Here is a 17,455-nt window from a genome sequence, read left to right as displayed (position 1 = left end):
TGAAACGAAGGTGCCTACTGAATCCTTCCAGGCATCAATGCCGTTCAGGGCACAATTCTGACAGAGGCTGACAAGGCGCGTGCCTGCAGAGGTGCGCGCTGCCGTTCACCCGCGCCACTCGTCAATCCTGCTGAACCCTCCCGCCCCGCTGCCGGTCGCTACTGATGAGTACACGAACGCAGGGGGCTCGCGTGAACAAGATCCGCATTGCAGTTGCCGATTGGCGCTATGACCCATGGCGCAAGGACTTCTACCCCAACGGGCTGCGCCAGGAAGACGAGTGGGTGACCGAGCCTGAAGTCGAGCCGCAGGAGCCGCTATGAATGGGACCCTGCCTGCCCCCCGCTGCATCATCGACAAGGTGACCGCCGTGCACCGCCTGACGGTGCTGACCCTCAACGTGCATAAGGGCTTCACCCTGTTCAACCGCCGCTTCATCCTGCCGGAGTTGCGCGAGGCGGTACGCACAACCGGGGCCGACCTGGTGTTCCTGCAGGAGGTGCATGGCAGCCACCAACGGCATGCCGAGCGCCATCCGACCTGGCCGACGGCACCTCAATATGAATTCCTCGCCGACAGCATGTGGCCGCAGTTCGCCTACGGGCGCAACGCGGTCTACCCCCATGGCGACCATGGCAACGCCCTGCTGTCCAAGTTTCCGATCCGCGCCCATGACAATCTCGACGTGTCGATCCACGGCAACGAGGAACGCGGTCTGCTGCACTGCCTGCTCGAAGTGCCCGGCCATGAGCAGGTGCACGCGATCTGTGTGCACCTGGGGCTGCGCGAAGACCATCGCCAACGCCAGGTTAGCCTGCTGCTGGGGTTGCTCGACAACCTGCCGCCGGATCAGCCGGTCATCGTCGCCGGCGATTTCAACGACTGGCGCCTGAAAGCGGATGCGCGGCTGTCGGGCCCTCTGCTCGAAGCCTTCGGCAAGCCGGCGCGCAGCTTTCCCGCCCGCCTGCCGCTGTTGCGCCTGGACCGCATCTACCTGCGCAATGCACAGGCCTGTGAAGCCCAGGTGTTGTCCAGATACCCATGGTCACACCTCTCCGACCATGCCCCGCTGGTTGCGCAGGTGACGCTATGAGGCAGCCTTGGAGCGACGGCAACCACGTCGAACTGTTAATCAACGGCGAGCAATACTACCCGCGCGTGTTCCAGGCCATGGCCCAGGCACGCGAGGAGATCCTTCTGGAAACCTTCATCATCTACGACGACAAGGTCGGCCAACCCTTGCGGCAAGCCCTGATCGACGCCGCGCGGCGCGGGGTACGGGTCGAGGTGGCGGTGGACGGCTACGGCACCGCCGACCTGCCCGACGATTTCATCGCCTCGATGACCGAAGCCGGAGTGCGTTTCCATTCGTTCGATCCGCAGCCACGGCTGGCCGGCATGCGCACCAACCTGTTCCGCCGCCTGCACCGCAAGATCCTGGTGATCGACGGACAACGCGCGTTCATCGGCGGCATCAACTACAGCGCCGACCACCTTGGCGACTTCGGGCCGCAGGCCAAGCAGGACTATGCAGTGGAGGTCGTCGGGCCGGTGGTGGCCCAGGTGCACGCTTCCTCCTGCCGCATGCTCGCACCGGTGCTGGATGCTGCCAGCCGGGTCCAGCCGGCCTGCATCGCTGCAGGCCCGGCCAGCGCCCTGCTGGTGGAGCGCGACAACAGCCGTCATCGCAACGATATCGAGGTCTGTTACCTGCAAGCCTTCCGCGATGCCAGGCAACGCATCGTAGTCGCCAACGCTTACTTCTTCCCCGGCTACCGCCTGCTGCGCGAACTGCGTAACGCCGCCCGGCGCGGGCTCGAGGTAACCCTGATCCTCCAGGGGCAACCGGACATGCGTTGGGTACGCGCGCTTTCGCGGCTGCTTTACAACTACCTGCTGCGCGACAACGTGCGCATCCACGAGTACTGCCAGCGTCCGCTGCACGGCAAGGTGGCGTTGGTGGACGACGACTGGTCCACCGTGGGCTCGAGCAACCTCGACCCGCTGAGCCTGTCGTTCAATCTCGAGGCCAACCTGCTGATTCGCGACCGTGCGTTCAACGAACATCTGTACCAGCACTTGAGCGAACTGACCCGCGAGCACTGCAAAGTCGTGACGCTGGAACGCATGGTACGCGGCTACTGGTGGCGCGCACCGTTGATCTTCCTGGGCTTCCACATCACCCGCTACTTCCCGCGTATCGCCGGCTGGTTCCCGGCGCACCGGCAGCGCCTGCAGTCAGTGCAAGCGGACAACGAGGCTCCGGTTGACTGTCACGGGGGCAAGACCTGATGGCCACGCCAAGCTGGAAGACCTGGGGCAAACGTCTGCTGACCGTGCTGTTGCTGGTGTTGATCCCGGTACTGCTGTTCACCCTGGCGCGTAACCTGGACTGGAACGAGGTCCGCCAGTCGCTGCTGGCCTACCGACCCTCGACCCTGGCCCTCGGGTTGCTGCTGGCGCTGTGCAGCTACCTGGTGTTCGCCAGCTACGACCTGCTCGCACGCGCCTACACCGGCCATCAACTGCCAGCTCGCCAGGTGTTGCCGGTGGCGTTCGTCTGCTATGCGTTCAATCTCAATTTCACCACCTGGGTCGGCGGCGTCGCCCTGCGCTATCGCCTGTATAGCAGGCTGGGCCTGGATACCCCGACCATCACCCGCATCCTCACTCTGGGTCTGTTGACCAACTGGATGGGCTACTTGCTGCTGGCCGGCACGGTGTTCGCCCTTGGCATGGTCAAGCTGCCGGAAAGCTGGGCGGTGGGTGCCGGTGGCCTGCGCCTAATCGGCGTGCTGATGGTGGTGGTGGCGTTGGCTTACCTGTTAGCTTGTGCCTTCGCCAAGCGGCGGAACTGGGACCTGCGCGGGCATGAGGTCACCCTGCCGAGCCTGCGCCTGGCGTTGTGCCAGGTGGCCTTGGGTGCAAGCAACTGGGCGTTGATGGCAGCGTTGATCCACCTGCTGCTGCCACCCGAGCTGTTCTATCCCTCGGTGCTGGGCGTACTGCTGATCAGCTGCGTGGCGGGCGTGGTCGCTCATATTCCCGCAGGGCTCGGCGTGCTGGAGGCCGTATTCCTCGCTCTGCTCCACGGCCAGCTCGGCCAGGGCACGCTGGTTGCCGCGCTGCTGGGCTATCGAACCTTGTACTACCTGATCCCGCTGATGTTGGCGGTGGTCGCCTACCTGATCCTCGAAAAGCGCGCCAAGGCCTTGCGCCGACAGGCCGGGCCAGCCCTCGACAAGCGCTGATGGGCCCAAGGATGCACGCAGACCGCCAGCGTCCACACGACGCAAGCTCAGCGCTGCGCCGTTGCCGTTGCCGTTGCCGTTGCCGTTGCCGTTGCCGTTGCCGTTGCCGATCAAGAGTTTAGCGCCATAGCCCGCTAGCGACAGCTAAAGCTAGCCCAGGCGCCGCCCCTAACTTCGCGACTTCAGGAGGCTGAGCGTAGGCGTCTGGAGGGCCCAGGTGCGCAGCACCCTTCGGCGTCAGCCGATGGCGCGAGATGTAGACTTGCGCAGCAAGTCGGAGGCCGCGCGGGCCCGGAGGACGCCGGAGCGAAGGGACCCGTAGCGCAGCGGAGGGCCGGATGAATGGAGCGCACGGTTTTTGGTTCCTTTTTGCCACGACAAAAAGGAACTCGCCGTAAGGGCGAAAAGGTGACTATGCGTCGCCATCGCAAATGAATGCACTTAAAATTATTAGAACCGACGCCGACCGACTTTGACTTTGACTTTGACTTTGACTTTGACTTTGAGAGCGTGTGTTTTGAAAACTATATGCGCATTCATTTACGAGGACGACGCATAGTCACCTTTTCGCCCTTACGGCGAGTTCCTTTTTGAAGGATCAAAAAGGAACCAAAAAATCCTCGCTCCATTCATCCGGCCCCTACGCTGCGCTCCGGGGTCCCCTCGCTCCGGTGCCTTCCGGGCCCGCGCGGCCTACGACTTGCTACGCAAGTCTACATCTCGCGCCTTCGGCTAACGCCGAAGGGTGCTGCGCACCAGGGCCCTCCAGTCACCTCCACTCGGCCTCCTGAAGTCGCAATTTGTGTTGCCTGGACTATCGCGCGCTTAGAAGCAAGATCAAAAGCAGATCAAGATCAAGATCAGCAAATTGCTATTGAACGGTGCGCACAGTGATAAATAATTGGCCCCTCACCGAAGATGCCAGCGAAAGGGCCGTGGAGAGAGAGGAAACTTACGGTGAAATAGGATCACTCGCCGGGAAGGTTTCATCCAACGCATTATCGACAGTGCTCTCCTTCGGCTGAGTCAGCTCGCCACACTTGCAGTCGGTCATACGACAGGGCTCTCCATTGCGATGGCCCGTCGCACAGGCCTCGCAACAATAGGCCTTGCCATCCTCGACCACGGCATTGGCATCCACGGTGCAGGAACAGTGGTTGCAGGAACAACGTTTCTCGTTCATCAGGGGTACTCTCCTGTCGTCATCGGACACCACGGTGTCGTTGATCTCAATTTGCGGTCCTGGGTCATCGGATGGGGGCCTGACCGTTCTCCGTCTGTGGGCTTCATTCGGTCGACTCTCCCCAGTGGCAATTGATTCAGAGTTTCTGCAAGCCCCCACCCCTCGCTTTTTTTGAACTCCACACGCTGCCACCGCCTCCCAATCTTGAGACCCGCGAACCATCCCGGAGCCCGTCATGGCCAAGCCCCTGCAGGAGTACCAGCGCAAGCGCGACTTCGACGCTACGCCCGAGCCGGCGGGCCGACGCGCCAGCCACCGCTCGGCCTACGCACTGCAGTACTGCATCCAGAAGCACGACGCCAGCCACCTGCACTACGACTTCCGTCTGGAACTCGACGGTACCCTCAAAAGCTGGGCAATCCCCAAGGGGCCCTCCCTCGACCCCAAGGTTCGGCGCCTGGCAGTGCATGTGGAGGATCACCCGCTGGATTACGCCGATTTCGAAGGGCGCATCCCCGAAGGGCACTACGGCGCAGGCGACGTGATTGTCTGGGACCGGGGTGTCTGGGAGCCTGAAGGCGACCCGCGTGAAGCCTATGCCAAGGGCAAGCTGCGCTTTCGCCTGCAGGGCGAAAAGCTGTCGGGGGTGTGGAGTCTGTTTCGCACCCACCTGGCCGGCAAGAAAGAGCAGTGGATGCTGGTCAAGTCCCACGACAGGCAGGCCCGCAGCGAAACCGACTACAGCATCGTCGAAGCCCTGCCAGACAGCGTGCTGAGCGAGCGCACCCTGCCGCCGCGGCGCCCTGCCAAGGCGACCACCTCCACACGCAAGCCCAAGGCCGGGAGCAAAGCCTTGCCCAAGGTGCTGCAGCCGCAACTGGCTACCTTGGTCGATTCCCCACCCAGCGGCGACTGGCGCTACGAAGTCAAGTTCGATGGTTACCGGACTCTGGCCCGCATCGACGGCAACGACGTACGCCTGTTCACCCGCAATGGCCACGACTGGAGTGCCAAGATGCCCCGCCAAATCGAGGCACTCAAGGCGCTGGGGCTAGACACAGCATGGCTGGACGGCGAGATGGTGGTGGCCGACGACAACGGTGTGGCCGACTTCCAGGCCCTGCAGAACGCATTCGACACCGAGCACGACGAACGCATCACCTATTACCTGTTCGACTTGCCATGGCTGGGCGGCGAGGACCTGCGCGAGCTGCCGCTGCAGGCGCGTCGCGACACTCTGGCCAAGTTGCTGGAAGACAACGCTTCGCCGCTGCTGAGGTTTTCCGCCGACTTCACGGAGCCAGTCGACTCGCTGCTCGACAGCGCCTGCCGTCTGGAGCTCGAGGGGTTGATAGGCAAACGTGCCGACAGCCCTTATGTGGGCCGACGCAGCAGCGACTGGATCAAGCTCAAGTGCAAGCAGCGCCAGGAGTTCGTGATCGTCGGCTACACCGACCCCAAGGGCAGCCGCCACGGCTTCGGCGCCCTGCTGCTGGCCCTGCACGACCATGACAGCGGCCAGTTGCGCTACGCCGGCAAGGTCGGCACCGGCTTCAGCGCCACCACTCTGGACAGCATCCTCGCCCGCCTAAAGCCGTTGCAAGCCGCCAAGCCGCCCTTGCCCAACCCTCCCACCGGCGCAGAAGCCCGCGGCGTGCATTGGCTCAGGCCACAGCTGCTGGCAGAAGTGGCCTATGCCCAGATGACCCGCGAAGGCATCGTGCGCCACTCGGTGTTCCACGGCCTGCGCGACGACAAACCCGCCACCGCCATCGACCTGGAGCAGGCCATGCCCGCCAAGCGCGCAGCACAGACAAAACCCGAAGCCCTGGGCAGCCTGCGCCTGACCCACCCCGACCGCGTGGTCGACGCCACCACAGGTGCCACCAAGCGCCAGGTCGCGCAGTACTACGCTCAGGTCGCCGATTGGCTGCTGCCACAGCTCAAGGATCGGCCAGTAGCCCTGGTTCGGGCGCCGGATGGCCTGGGCGGCGAGCTGTTCTTCCAGAAAAACGCCGGTCAGTTGCATATCCCCCACGTGCTCAGCTACAGCAAGGCCCAGGCCGGCCAGGCGGCCATGGTATTCAACCGCGCCGACAGCCTGCTGGGCGCAGTACAGATGAACACACTCGAACTGCACACCTGGAATGCCACAACCAAGGACTTTAACAGGCCCGACCGCTTCGTCCTCGACCTGGACCCTGATCCAGCGCTGCCGTGGAAGTCCATGCTGGAGGCCACCCAGCTGACCCTCACCCTGCTCGACGAGCTGGGCCTGAAGGTGTTCCTCAAGACCAGCGGCGGCAAGGGCATGCACCTTGTCGTGCCGCTGACCCGGCGCGCGGGCTGGGACGAGGTGAAAGACTTCAGCCATGCCTTGGTCAAGCACATGGCCGGGCTGTTCCCCGATCGCCTCAGCGCTGTGTCCGGCCCGAAGAACCGGATCGGCCGGATCTTCATCGACTACCTGCGCAACGGCAAGGGTGCCACCACTGTCGCTGCCTACTCGCTACGGGCCCGCGAGGGCCTGCCGGTATCGGTGCCGATCTGGCGGGAAGAACTGGGCCAGCTCAAGGGCGCCAACCAATGGAACATCGGCAACCTGCAGGCACGGCTGGCCGAGGTGGACGATCCATGGGCCGAAATGGCCAGGACCCGCCAATCGATCACCCTACGCATGCGTAAGCAACTGGGGATTGCCTGATGGAATCGACCCCCTTCGATCAGCTGCTACACCGGCTCGCTACCCGTTCGCGTCCGCTCGAACTCGAGCCCTTGCTGCGGGAACTGCTGCAGGCTCTGCAGCGTGAACACCACGACCTGCTCCCCTTGCCCGGCCACGGGCGGACTCTTGACCGCTGGCGGGCCCTGGCGCGGGTCGCCGGTTGCGATCTCAGCCTGGCCAAACTCTATGAAGGCCATACCGACGCCCTGGCGATCCTTGCCGAATGCGGCGTCGCCCATCACGCCGGCGAAGGGATCTGGGGCGTGTGGGCTGCCGAGCCACCGGATGCCCGCACCCGCATCGTTGCCAGGGACGGTGATCGAGTTCGTCTGCAAGGCCGCAAAGCCTGGTGTTCGGGGGCGTTGCAGATCGACCGTGCGCTACTGACCGCCTGGCAAGACGACCAGCCTCAACTGGTGGCCATCGAGCGGCCCCATCCCAGCCAGCGCATCCAGGCCGACCACTGGCAAGCGTTTGGCATGGCCGCCACGACCAGTTTGACCATAGTGTTCGATGACTCTCCGGGGCAGGCCATCGGTGAGCCCGGCGAATACTTGTCCCGCCCAGGTTTCTGGCAGGGCGGCGCGGGCATCGCGGCCTGCTGGTATGGCGCGGCCGAAGCCCTGGCGGACTACCTGCGCGAACACTGCCGCACACCCCGGCCCGACCCACACGCCGATGCCCATCTGGGCGCGGTCGATGCTGCCTTGTTCGGGGCACGCGCCGCCCTTCGAGAATGCGCCGCCTGGATCGACCGGCACCCTAGCCAGGATGCCAGTTTCGAGGTGCGCCGGACCCGCGCCCAGGTCGAACAGGCGGTCGAGCTTGTCATCCAGCATGTCGGTCGGGCACTGGGCGCCACGCCATTCTGCCGCAGCAGCCATTTTGCCCGGCTCAGCACCGACCTGCCGGTATACCTACGCCAAAGTCACGCTGAGCGCGACTTGGCCGAGCTGGGCCGACAACTGACCGGCATGCCAGCAGGAGCATGGCAACTATGAGCCAGAACCTGATACAGGCCGCCACCGGCACACCATGGAGCGTCTGGCAACAGTCCGCGTACCTTGCCCGGGCCACCTGGCTGACGCCTGCGCAGCTGTGCCCGCCCGGCAGACGGTTGGTGCTGCTGGCGCCGCACCCGGACGATGAGATCCTCATGGCCGGTGGCCTGTTAGCCTGCTTTCACGGCCGGGAACAGGACCTGGTGCTGATTTCCGCCACCAACGGCGAGGCCAGCCATCCGCATTCCAGCCAATGGACCGAACACCGCCTGCGCCACCAGCGCCCCTTGGAAAGCCGCCATGCCCTGCGACGGCTGGACTTGGACCTCAACCACGTCGATTGGCGCCGGCTTAACCTCAAGGACGGCGCCCTGACCCGCGATGAGGCCTTCCTGGTCACGCACCTGGAACAGTTGCTGCAACCCGACGACCTGGTACTGACCACTTGGCGCGGCGATGGGCACTGTGATCATGAAGCGGCCGGCCGCGCCTGCGCCAGGGCGGCCCAGTCGCGCCGCGCGCAGCTGGCCGAGGTGCCGGTGTGGGCCTGGCACTGGGCCGCGCCCGACGACCCGCGCCTGCCCTGGGCCCGTGCACATCGCCTGCCGCTCGACGAGTCGCGTCTGGCGCGCAAGCGCGAAGCCTTGGCCGCCCATGCCAGCCAGTTGCAACCCGATGGCGATCATCCCCCGGTACTGCCCGAACAGCTGCAAACCTGCCTGCTGCAACCCTTCGAGCTGGTATTCCTGTCAATGGAGTCGCCATGAGTCTCGATGCGCAGTACTTCGCCGACCTTTATGCCGGCAACGATGACCCTTGGGCCTTTCGTACCCGCTGGTACGAACGACGCAAGCGCGACCTGGCCTTGGCCTGCCTGCCGCGACAATGCTACGGACGCGTGTTTGAGCCGGGCTGCGCCAACGGCGAACTGAGCGTCCTGCTGGCCGGGCGCTGCGCCGAGCTGCTGTGTCAGGACATCGACGCCACCGCCGTAGCCCTGGCCCGCGAGCGGCTGGCGGGCGTGAGCCATGCCCGCGTCGAACAGGGCCTCCTGCCGGGCGACTGGCCAGGTGGGCAGTTCGACCTGATCGTGCTCAGCGAGATCGGCTACTACCTGGACCCCACCGACTGGCTACAGGTGATCGAGCAATCGGTGGCCAGCCTGAACCATGACGGCGGCCTGCTGGCCTGCCACTGGCACCATCCCATCGCCGGTTGCCCGCAGCAGGGCCGCGAGGTCCATGCCCTGCTGGCCTTACACCTGCCGCTGTACCCACTGCTGCGCCACGAGGAGGCGGATTTCCTGCTTGAGTACTGGTCATGCCAGCCCAGCGTCGTGGACCTGGACGAGACCTGCCCATGATCGCCGTCATCATTCCGGCCCACAACGAGGCCCGCCGCCTCGGGCACTGCCTGGCCGCCGTCAAGCTGGCCGTGGCGCAGGCCGAGGCGGTGGGCCTGGTGGTCGAGGTGCTGGTGGTGCTCGATCGCTGCGTCGATGCCAGTGCGCGCATTGCCCAACGCCATGGCGTGCATATTCTGGAGCTGGAGGCCGGCAACGTCGGCTTCGCCCGGCGCCTGGGCGCGGCCTGGATGATCGAGCGTGGCGCCCAGTGGCTGGCCTTCACCGACGCCGACAGCCGCGTGCCCGGGCACTGGCTGGTATCGCAACTGCAATGGCACGCCGACGCGGTCTGCGGCACGGTCCACATCGAGCGCTGGCAACCCTGGCAGGGCGCCGCCCTGCGCCAGTTGTACCGCAGCCAGTACCAGGCCCAGGACGGGCACCGGCATATCCACGGCGCCAATCTGGGCGTGTGCACCACTGCCTATGAGCGCGTCGGCGGCTTCCAGCCATTGCCGGCCCACGAAGATGTGCAACTGGTGCTGGCCCTCGAGGCCAGTGGTGCGCAGATCGTCTGGACCGCAGCACATAGCGTGGCTACCAGCAGTCGACGGGACAGCCGAGCGCACCAGGGCTTCGGGGATTATCTACAGGAGCTGGAGGGGCAACTACCGTAGCTCAAGATGCCTTGCTTGATCGCTTGGGTGCCGGTTTCTTCGCCTTGGTCTTGCCGCCGAGGCTGCGCTTGAGCAGTTCGGTAAGGTCGATGATGTCCGCGCCCTTCTCCGCCGCCGCACCTTCGCCTTTGTCCACGGTCTCGATCTTGCCCTTGCTGGCCTTCTCCTCCACCAGGTCGAGGATGGTCTGGCGAAACGCATCGTGGTATTCGTCGGGGATCCATGGCCCGCTCATGTCTTGCACCAGCTTCCTGGCCATGTCCAGTTCGCGCTTCTCCAGCTTGCTGTCGGTCACGCTCTTGTCCAGTTCCAGCGATTCCAGGCCACGCACCTCCTCGGGCCAACGCAGGGTGATCATCACCAGCGCATCCTCCATGGGGCGCAGCAGCGTCAGGTGCTGGCGTGTGTGCAGCACCACGGTGGCGAGGGCGACTTTACCGGTGCTTTCCAGTGTTTCGCGCAGTAAGGCGTAGACCTTGCCGCCACCACGATCAGGGCTCAGGTAGTAAGGGGTATCGAACTGTTGCAGCGGGATCTCTCCGGCATCGACGAACGAGAAGATGTCGATGGTCTGGGTAGCCTCGGGCCTGGCCTTGCGAATCTCCTCCTCGCTGATCACCACATAGCGGCCCTTCTCGTACTCCACGCCCTTGACGATGTTCTCTTTGTCGATTTCCTTGCCAGTGATCTTGTTCACCCTCTTGTAGCCAACCGGCTCCATGCTGCGCTTGTCCAGCCAGTCGAAATCCACGCGCTCGGTGCGCACGGCAGTATTGAGGGAGACGGGGATATGCACGAGGCCGAAGCTGATCGCGCCTTTCCAGATTGCCCGGGCCATGATCGGCTCCTACGCAGCGAAGGGTTGGCCGGGCTGGCTGTCGCGTAGTGCGCCACAGCGTTGGCAATACTGGCAGTGAAGCCCGGCGACTTCACACACCAGCAGGCTGCGACGCTGGCAGCCACGCAGCAAGCAGACGAGTTTCATCAGCCCCCTCCCTGTACCCAGGATATCCAGGCCCTTACTGAAACTGACTGCGCGGCGCCGCGAAGGTTTATCCGGATTACTCAGGGCAACAGGTTCTCGTTTTTGTGAAGACTGAATTCAACGAGTCCTCTCCCCCCCCAATGAAAAAGGCCGTGGCGCAGTTCAAGAAAGTGGCCACATCCTCCGACAAGCCTGAGCTGAAAAACCTTCGCCAGCGATAAGTTGCCAACGCTGAGGCACCATCTTGAACTGACCAAGGCACTGCAAGCTACCCACGGCAACTTACCTGCACTCACCGAGCAATGGCAGGGCTTGACTCTACCGTTAGGGGCAGACTTTACCCTTGGCGCTTCATTACCTGGAGCTCGTCATGAAGAGCAAACGCATGCTCGTAATCCTCGGCCACCCTTCGAACGCCAGCTTTTGCGGCGCCGTGACCGAACGCTACGTCGAGGCCGCCACGCAAGCAGGCCATGAGGTGCGTCTGCTGCGTCTGAGCACCCTGGATTTCGATCCGGTCTTGCACGCTGGCTATAACCAGATCCAGTTGCTTGAGCCAGACTTGATCGACGCACAGAACGACATTACCTGGGCCGAACACCTGACATTGGTGTACCCGATCTGGTGGGGCGGCATTCCGGCGTTGCTCAAGGGGTTCTTCGACCGCGTGTTTCTGCCCGGTTTTGCCTTCAAGTACCGCAAGGGCTCGCCCTTCCCGGACAAGCTGCTCAAAGGCCGCACGGCTCACCTTCTGGTGACCATGGATACGCCGCCGTGGTACTACCGCTGGGTGTATCGCATGCCGGGCCTGCACCAGATGCGCAAGACCACCCTGGAGTTCTGCGGCATAAAACCCCTGAAGACCCTGACCTTCGGTCCGGTATTAGGCTCCAAACCGGAACAGCGTGAAGCCTGGCTCAAACAAGTCCAGGCAGTCGCCAGCCGCTGATCGGCCAAGTCTCCCTCTTGTGACACCTTGTCCAACCCGGCTTCCTGCCCCCTGACGCTTGTGCAAAGATGTCGCGCGCTTCTGATGCGTCAAAAAAGGGATTTTCATGTACATCGGCAAAGCCGCCCAGCTGTCGGGCACCACCGTCAAAAGCATTCGACATTACGAAGAAATCGGCCTGTTGCCACCCCCGCAACGCGAAGGCAAATACCGCATCTACAACCAGCAAAGCGTCGAGTTGCTGACCTTCATCAAATGCGCTCAGCAACTCGGCTTCAAGCTCAAGGAAATGCAGGCCATTCTGCAGGGTCATCGCGGCCAGAAGCTGCCCTGGGGGCTGGCCATGCTGGCCATCGATAACAAAAAACAGCAATTGATGGGGCAGATCCAGGCCTTGCAGCAAGTGCATGATGGCCTGGTTGAGTTCGAGCTGAGCCTCAAGGATGCTCAGATGCAATGTCAGTTCGAGCACCTGGAAAAAGCCCGGTGAATCCGCACCGCCGCCCTGAACGGCCGTCAGGATGGCCTCGTCGATCTCGATCCATTCCTCAAGCGGGCAGCACAACGCCGCGCGCTTCGAAATATCGGCTTAATGTAGATGCATCCCCCTCAGGATCAGCCAGCGCGACATAGGTATCAGGCCGCAACAGATAAGCAGCATTTCTGGCAAGGCCGGCTTTCTCGTACGCCGGCTGCCAGGCGAAAACATGCAGTGCAATGCCGTGCTGCGCGCACCATTGGGCCAGGCCTGCCTTGGCCTCACCGTAAACATGCACTTGCCACTCTATGGCTGCCAGTGAATCGTGGTTGTCCGCAGTGCCCCCAGGCAGCCAAGGCAGGCGATCACCACCCTGAACCTCGCCTGCCTTGCCTTGGCTCAGCGGGCTGTCGCGGTAATCCAGGGTGGTTTGCGAAACCACTCGGAACAAGTACTCACGCACGCTCGCGCGCTTGTACGCAACACTGGCGAACATCGGCGCGATGCGCGTGCGCACAAAGTCTGCGAACCCGCCCTGGGCGGTGACAAAGGTGAACAGCTTGTCCGTGGTCTCCACCAGCGTGCGGGCAAATGCCTGGCGTTCGATCTGGTAGCTGTCGAGCAATGTGTCGGGCGCCTTGCCTTTGACCACCGCGGCCAACTTCCACGCCAGGTTGATCGCGTCCAGAATACCGGTGTTCATGCCCTGCCCGCCTGCCGGGCTGTGGACATGCGCGGCATCGCCGAGCAAAAACGCTCTGCCACGGCGGAAATGGTCCGTGACTCGATGATGAACCCGGTAAGTGGAAAACCAGTTCACCTCGCTGATCTTGAGGTTCAAGCCGTTGATGGCATCGTGGCCTACGTCCGCGAATGTCAGATGCTCGGGATGCTCGGCACGCTCGTCGCGCACGGTGCCAATCAGGCGGTATCGGTCCTTTTCGCCATAGCACAGCAGCAGCACGAAGTCGGACTTGTCAAAAGCGACGTGCGCCTCACCCGCAGGCTCGATGCCCGTTACCCTGACATCCGCGACATAGAAAAGGTGTTTATAGGTGCCGCCCTCGAAACCGCTGCCGATCTGATGTCGAACGAGCGACCGAGCGCCATCGCAGCCTGCCAGGTAAGCCGCAGTCACAGCCCCTTCCTGCCCATCGGCTAGTTTCAGCATGGCAGTGACCTGGCTTTCACCCTCTTCGAAGGCCAGCAGTTCGGTCTGCCATTGCACGTCTACGCCGAGGGAATGCAGTTTCTGCACCAGCAGGCGCTCATGGTGATCCTGGGGATAGATCAACACGAAGGGGTATGCACAAACCTCTCTGCCGGCATCGACCAAGGGGATGCGCGCTCTGCGGCTGCCTCGGGCCCACATGTTCATGGCCGGTGTTTTATAGCCGGCATCGATCACTGCCTCGGCTATATCGAGCTGACGATACAGCTCCAGCGTGCGGGCTTGAACAGCCATGGCACGAGACGCTTCGCCGGGCCCACTGTTCTTGTCGACGATCCTTACGCCGACGCCTTGCCTGGTGAGCCAAAGAGCAAGCACCAGCCCCGTCGGGCCAGCCCCAACAATGAGAACGTCGGTTTGCGCCGCCATGATCTTACCTCGAAAATGAATGACCACAGCATCATGAATGTTCCCGAGCGCGGCGAAAGTCCATCCGTAATTTTCTATTGATACCCCGAACACCTCTCGGTATTGTCCTTCCTCCCTCCTTTGCGGCTACCTCTGCCGTGCACCGCCCAGGCGTTGACTCGCGAAGCGGTCATACAGGTTGCCGACACTTATACGGTCGCTATCGATAAGCGCACCTCATTTCCGCTATCAAGTGTTAAGGATGATTCCATGATCATTCGTCAGGCTTCCCATGCCGACCATCCACAACTGCTCAACATCTGGCTGCGCTCTGTTCGCGCCACTCATCACTTCCTGCAACCATCCGATATCGAGGCATTGCTTCCTCAGCTGCGGGATGTGTACCTACCTGCTGTTGAATTATGGGTTGCGGTAAATGCCGAGGACTGCCCACTGGGCTTTATCGGGCTCAATGAAAACCACGTGGAGATGCTCTTCATCGAGCCCGATCTGCGAGGCAAAGGTATTGGCCGCGCGCTGCTGGAGCATGCCCGCAGTTCGCGCAACCAGCTGAGTGTTGACGTGAATGAGCAGAACCCCGAAGCGGTAGGGTTCTATTTGCATTACGGGTTTGTTCAAACAGGTCGTTCCCCGCTGGATGGCGAGGGGCGCCCGTTCCCTTTGCTACACCTGAGCCTGCCCGGCTAGAGCTCAATCGTAAGTCGCTTCCAAGGCTTGGGGTATTGGCGATAACGGCTCGCCAATACCCCTCGATCAGCTGCTCGGTTGCAAAAACAACCGGCGCCTGCGATCAAAATCCGACCGTGGCCGAAACCAGATACGTCCGTGGCGTCGACAAGCTCAACCCCGGCTCGCTGTCATCGGACGCCCCCGCCGAAATCCAGTACTGGTCGTCCAGCACGTTCTCGACACTGGCGCGCAGGGTGACGTCCTTGTCCGAGACCTTGAAGGCATAACGCGCACCCAGGTCGAAGCGTTCCCAGCCATCGATCTTCTTGCTGTTGGCCTGGTCCAGGTACTGCGAGCTGGAATGAATGCCCCGCGTAGTCAAGGTCAGCCCCGGCACCTTCGGCACATCCCACTCAGCGCCCAGGCTGACGTTGTATTCGGGCGTGGCCGGGGCGCGGTTGCCATCAGCAATGCCACCCACGGTGCCGGTCAGCTCGCTGTCGATGAACATCACCCCACCGAGCAGACGCACGCCTTTCAGTGGCTCGCCGAACACATTCAGCTCGATACCCTTGTTCTCACGCTTGCCGTTGGGGCCGAACACCCGCGTGACGGCATTGGTTTCATAGGCTGGCTGCTTGATGCGAAAGGCGCTGGCGGTCAGCCCGAAAGTGCCCAGGTCGTACTTGGCGCCCACCTCGACCTGGCGGCTGATGAAGGGCGCGAAGATCTGGTCGGAGTTGATCGAGGTCGACGGCGCGATCTTGCCCTGGCTCAGGCCTTCCATGTAGCTGGCGTACAGCGAGAACTGCTCGCTGACCTTGAACACCACGCCACCTGAGGGCGAGACCTTTTCCTCGTCGTAGGCGGTGGCGCCTTTGACGTCATTGCTCCAGTCGTCGACCTTGACCCGTTGCCAGCGTGCGCCCAGCGTCAGCAACACGCGATCGTCGAAAAAGCCCAGGGTATCGGCCAGCGCCACGCCGGTGAAACGGTTCTCGGTGTACACCTCGGCATCCTGGCGCGTCGGCTTGCCGGGCGTGGGGGTGACTACCGGGTTGTACAGGTTGCTGGGCGCTGCCGCGTAGCGCGCCCCACCGTTGGTGAAGTCCATGTAGAAGTAACTCGCCGACAGGTTCAGCTCGTGGCTGACCGGGCCGGTGCTGAACCAGTTGCGCAGCCCGGCCATGGCCGTGCGCACCGATTCGTCGCGGGTAAAGTCCCGGGGCAAGACACTGAAGTCGCCGGCATCGTTGCTGACCGGCACGTTGTGGCGTAGAAAATCATGGTTGCTCTCACGGGCACCGAACGCGGCATAAGCCATCAGCGAATCGCTCAGGTCGTACTCGGCGTTCACCGCGCCAAAGGTGTCCTCGGTGCGAGCCTTGCTCCAGGCCTGGGCATAGTTGCGGTGCACATCCTTGGCGTCTGGCACCTTGGCATTGGCGCCGATCAGCACCCGTTCCTGAGGGGCATCGGTGTCGCGCTGGGTGTGGCCGATATCAGTGGACAGGCGCAGCCGCTCGCCGCGAAAGTCCAGGCCCAGCACGGCCATTTCACGGTTGACGCTCTGGTGATCCCAGGTGGTGTCGCCGGCCTGCTTCACCGCGTTGAAACGCAGGCCGAACTGATCGCCCTCACCAAAGCGCCGGCCGATGTCCACGGCACCGCCCACCTGGCTGTCGGAGGCGTAGCTACCGGTGAACTCGGTCAGCGGCTTGTCGCCCGCGCGCTTGGGCACCACGTTGATACCGCCACCCACGCTACCCCGCGGCGAGATGCCGTTGATCAGCTGACTCGGCCCTTTGAGGATATCGACGCGGTCGGCCATTTCCATGTCGATGGAATAGGTCGGCAACACGCCATAAAGCCCGTTATAGGACACATCGCTGTTGAACAGGCTCAGGCCACGGATGGTGAACTGCTCGAAGCGTCCGCCTGCCGGGTTGGTGGCGCGCACCGAAGGGTCGCTGGCAACCAGGTCGTTCAGGGTTCGCGCCTGCAGGTTCTTCACCGTCTGGCTGGTGTAGGTGGTCATGCTGAACGGCGTTTCCATGAAGTCACGCGAGCCAAGCAGGCCCTGCGCGCCACGGCGAGCGACCTGGCCACCGGCATACGGCTCGCCATCGTCACCCAGGTGCCCACTGTTGATGGTGGTTGGCGCAATCTCCAGGGCGCTGGAATCCTGGCTCACCGGCACCAGGATGTAGGCATCGGCGCCTGCCTGCTGCAGGCGCAAACCGCTGCCCTGCAGCAGACGGGCAAAGCCTTCCTCGACACTGTAGGTGCCCGACAGGCCGGCACTGTCGCGCCCATCCACCAAGGCAGGGCTCACCGACAGGTTGACGCCCGACTGCGTGGCGAAACGCGTCAACGCGGCGCCCAGGCTACCGGCCGCGACTTCATAGCTGCGCCGGGCGACGTCATCGGCCCAACTGACAGGGGTGAAAAACGTGCTGGCGCTCAGGCTCAGCACCAGGCCCACACGTTGCAAAGACTGACGGCCTGGACGGCAAGGCATTACTACGGACATTGGGGCAAGCTCTCGTTTTCAGTTCACTTGCCTTCAATGACCGGTGAGGCGAAAAAAAG

Annotated in this window: 17 protein-coding genes; 12 read left to right on the top strand and 5 right to left on the bottom strand. The window is 63.1% G+C overall.

The window, feature by feature from the left end; genetic code table 11:
- Window positions 1-191: 191 nt before the first annotated feature.
- Genes RTH46_RS23675 through RTH46_RS23660 form a run of 4 tightly spaced genes read left to right on the top strand, consistent with a single transcriptional unit; the run spans window position 192 to window position 3,251 of the window.
- On the top strand, window positions 192-323 hold the full coding sequence (locus RTH46_RS23675) for a hypothetical protein (RefSeq protein WP_256671422.1): 132 nt from the start codon (window positions 192-194) through the stop codon (window positions 321-323).
- On the top strand, window positions 320-1,093 hold the full coding sequence (locus RTH46_RS23670) for an endonuclease/exonuclease/phosphatase family protein (RefSeq protein ID WP_316906779.1): 774 nt from the start codon (window positions 320-322) through the stop codon (window positions 1,091-1,093). The genes RTH46_RS23675 and RTH46_RS23670 overlap by 4 nt, the downstream gene beginning before the upstream one ends.
- Window positions 1,090-2,292: a cardiolipin synthase ClsB gene (clsB, locus tag RTH46_RS23665; protein ID WP_316906778.1), complete on the top strand. Its 1,203-nt coding sequence runs from the start codon at window positions 1,090-1,092 to the stop codon at window positions 2,290-2,292. Before RTH46_RS23670 ends, clsB begins: the two co-directional genes overlap by 4 nt.
- Window positions 2,292-3,251, top strand: a complete 960-nt coding sequence (locus RTH46_RS23660; protein WP_316906777.1) for a lysylphosphatidylglycerol synthase domain-containing protein — start codon at window positions 2,292-2,294, stop codon at window positions 3,249-3,251. Before clsB ends, RTH46_RS23660 begins: the two co-directional genes overlap by 1 nt.
- A gap of 952 nt (window positions 3,252-4,203) precedes the next feature.
- Here the strand turns inward: RTH46_RS23660 and RTH46_RS23655 are convergent.
- Window positions 4,204-4,434 carry a metallothionein gene (locus RTH46_RS23655; RefSeq protein ID WP_153788554.1) on the bottom strand — a complete coding sequence of 77 codons (231 nt, stop codon included), beginning with the start codon at window positions 4,432-4,434 and terminating at the stop codon, window positions 4,204-4,206.
- Window positions 4,435-4,669: 235 nt separating this feature from the next.
- Here RTH46_RS23655 and ligD point away from each other — a divergent pair, with 235 nt between their 5' ends.
- Genes ligD through RTH46_RS23630 form a run of 5 tightly spaced genes read left to right on the top strand, consistent with a single transcriptional unit; the run spans window position 4,670 to window position 10,182 of the window.
- Window positions 4,670-7,138 (top strand): DNA ligase D, encoded by a 2,469-nt coding sequence (gene ligD, locus RTH46_RS23650; RefSeq protein ID WP_316906776.1) that lies wholly within the window; start codon window positions 4,670-4,672, stop codon window positions 7,136-7,138.
- Window positions 7,138-8,160 (top strand): acyl-CoA dehydrogenase family protein, encoded by a 1,023-nt coding sequence (locus RTH46_RS23645; protein WP_316906775.1) that lies wholly within the window; start codon window positions 7,138-7,140, stop codon window positions 8,158-8,160. Before ligD ends, RTH46_RS23645 begins: the two co-directional genes overlap by 1 nt.
- On the top strand, window positions 8,157-8,927 hold the full coding sequence (locus RTH46_RS23640; protein ID WP_316906774.1) for a PIG-L family deacetylase: 771 nt from the start codon (window positions 8,157-8,159) through the stop codon (window positions 8,925-8,927). The genes RTH46_RS23645 and RTH46_RS23640 overlap by 4 nt, the downstream gene beginning before the upstream one ends.
- A complete protein-coding gene (locus RTH46_RS23635) occupies window positions 8,924-9,523 on the top strand; it encodes a class I SAM-dependent methyltransferase (RefSeq protein ID WP_316906773.1) in 600 nt (199 codons plus the stop codon). The genes RTH46_RS23640 and RTH46_RS23635 overlap by 4 nt, the downstream gene beginning before the upstream one ends.
- The gene (locus RTH46_RS23630; RefSeq protein ID WP_316906772.1) at window positions 9,520-10,182 is read left to right on the top strand and encodes a glycosyltransferase; all 663 of its coding nucleotides are present in this window, start codon (window positions 9,520-9,522) and stop codon (window positions 10,180-10,182) included. The genes RTH46_RS23635 and RTH46_RS23630 overlap by 4 nt, the downstream gene beginning before the upstream one ends.
- A gap of 1 nt (window position 10,183) precedes the next feature.
- Here the strand turns inward: RTH46_RS23630 and RTH46_RS23625 are convergent, their stop codons facing one another.
- Entirely contained in the window at window positions 10,184-11,020 is an 837-nt protein-coding gene (locus RTH46_RS23625; RefSeq protein WP_153788548.1) for a Ku protein, read from the bottom strand.
- A 9-nt stretch (window positions 11,021-11,029) separates the two neighbouring features.
- Window positions 11,030-11,167, bottom strand: a complete 138-nt coding sequence (locus tag RTH46_RS23620; RefSeq protein ID WP_316906771.1) for a PSPA7_2676 family Cys-rich small protein — start codon at window positions 11,165-11,167, stop codon at window positions 11,030-11,032.
- 370 nt (window positions 11,168-11,537) lie between these two features.
- Here RTH46_RS23620 and RTH46_RS23615 point away from each other — a divergent pair, with 370 nt between their 5' ends.
- Together RTH46_RS23615 and RTH46_RS23610 are read left to right on the top strand one after the other, a co-directional pair.
- A complete protein-coding gene (locus tag RTH46_RS23615; protein WP_153788547.1) occupies window positions 11,538-12,116 on the top strand; it encodes an NAD(P)H-dependent oxidoreductase in 579 nt (192 codons plus the stop codon).
- A 106-nt stretch (window positions 12,117-12,222) separates the two neighbouring features.
- Complete coding sequence (locus RTH46_RS23610) at window positions 12,223-12,606, top strand: MerR family transcriptional regulator (protein ID WP_153788546.1); 384 nt, start codon at window positions 12,223-12,225, stop codon at window positions 12,604-12,606.
- A gap of 58 nt (window positions 12,607-12,664) precedes the next feature.
- Here RTH46_RS23610 and RTH46_RS23605 read toward each other — a convergent pair whose 3' ends face one another.
- Complete coding sequence (locus RTH46_RS23605) at window positions 12,665-14,194, bottom strand: FAD-dependent oxidoreductase (RefSeq protein ID WP_153788545.1); 1,530 nt, start codon at window positions 14,192-14,194, stop codon at window positions 12,665-12,667.
- Window positions 14,195-14,443: 249 nt separating this feature from the next.
- Here RTH46_RS23605 and RTH46_RS23600 point away from each other — a divergent pair, with 249 nt between their 5' ends.
- Window positions 14,444-14,881, top strand: coding sequence for an acetyltransferase (locus RTH46_RS23600; protein ID WP_316906770.1), 438 nt, complete (start codon window positions 14,444-14,446; stop codon window positions 14,879-14,881).
- A 103-nt stretch (window positions 14,882-14,984) separates the two neighbouring features.
- Here the strand turns inward: RTH46_RS23600 and RTH46_RS23595 are convergent, their stop codons facing one another.
- Window positions 14,985-17,396, bottom strand: a complete 2,412-nt coding sequence (locus RTH46_RS23595; protein WP_316906769.1) for a TonB-dependent receptor — start codon at window positions 17,394-17,396, stop codon at window positions 14,985-14,987.
- Window positions 17,397-17,455 lie beyond the last annotated feature (59 nt).

This window comes from Pseudomonas sp. zfem004 (genome assembly GCF_032621715.1).
Classification (GTDB): domain Bacteria; phylum Pseudomonadota; class Gammaproteobacteria; order Pseudomonadales; family Pseudomonadaceae; genus Aquipseudomonas; species Aquipseudomonas sichuanensis.
This window is presented reverse-complemented; position numbering and strand designations above follow the sequence as displayed.

What these genes read in the sequence shown, in the direction of transcription:
- RTH46_RS23600 (WP_316906770.1), top strand. Translation starts at nt 14,444, where the DNA reads ATGATCATTCGTCAGGCTTCCCATGCCGACCATCCACAACTGCTCAAC.
- RTH46_RS23610 (WP_153788546.1), top strand. Translation starts at nt 12,223, where the DNA reads ATGTACATCGGCAAAGCCGCCCAGCTGTCGGGCACCACCGTCAAAAGC.
- RTH46_RS23670 (WP_316906779.1), top strand. Translation starts at nt 320, where the DNA reads ATGAATGGGACCCTGCCTGCCCCCCGCTGCATCATCGACAAGGTGACC.
- RTH46_RS23655 (WP_153788554.1), bottom strand. Translation starts at nt 4,434, where the DNA reads ATGAACGAGAAACGTTGTTCCTGCAACCACTGTTCCTGCACCGTGGAT.
- RTH46_RS23620 (WP_316906771.1), bottom strand. Translation starts at nt 11,167, where the DNA reads ATGAAACTCGTCTGCTTGCTGCGTGGCTGCCAGCGTCGCAGCCTGCTG.
- RTH46_RS23630 (WP_316906772.1), top strand. Translation starts at nt 9,520, where the DNA reads ATGATCGCCGTCATCATTCCGGCCCACAACGAGGCCCGCCGCCTCGGG.
- RTH46_RS23635 (WP_316906773.1), top strand. Translation starts at nt 8,924, where the DNA reads ATGAGTCTCGATGCGCAGTACTTCGCCGACCTTTATGCCGGCAACGAT.
- RTH46_RS23595 (WP_316906769.1), bottom strand. Translation starts at nt 17,396, where the DNA reads ATGTCCGTAGTAATGCCTTGCCGTCCAGGCCGTCAGTCTTTGCAACGT.
- ligD (WP_316906776.1), top strand. Translation starts at nt 4,670, where the DNA reads ATGGCCAAGCCCCTGCAGGAGTACCAGCGCAAGCGCGACTTCGACGCT.
- RTH46_RS23605 (WP_153788545.1), bottom strand. Translation starts at nt 14,194, where the DNA reads ATGGCGGCGCAAACCGACGTTCTCATTGTTGGGGCTGGCCCGACGGGG.
- RTH46_RS23645 (WP_316906775.1), top strand. Translation starts at nt 7,138, where the DNA reads ATGGAATCGACCCCCTTCGATCAGCTGCTACACCGGCTCGCTACCCGT.
- RTH46_RS23660 (WP_316906777.1), top strand. Translation starts at nt 2,292, where the DNA reads ATGGCCACGCCAAGCTGGAAGACCTGGGGCAAACGTCTGCTGACCGTG.
- clsB (WP_316906778.1), top strand. Translation starts at nt 1,090, where the DNA reads ATGAGGCAGCCTTGGAGCGACGGCAACCACGTCGAACTGTTAATCAAC.
- RTH46_RS23640 (WP_316906774.1), top strand. Translation starts at nt 8,157, where the DNA reads ATGAGCCAGAACCTGATACAGGCCGCCACCGGCACACCATGGAGCGTC.
- RTH46_RS23615 (WP_153788547.1), top strand. Translation starts at nt 11,538, where the DNA reads ATGAAGAGCAAACGCATGCTCGTAATCCTCGGCCACCCTTCGAACGCC.
- RTH46_RS23625 (WP_153788548.1), bottom strand. Translation starts at nt 11,020, where the DNA reads ATGGCCCGGGCAATCTGGAAAGGCGCGATCAGCTTCGGCCTCGTGCAT.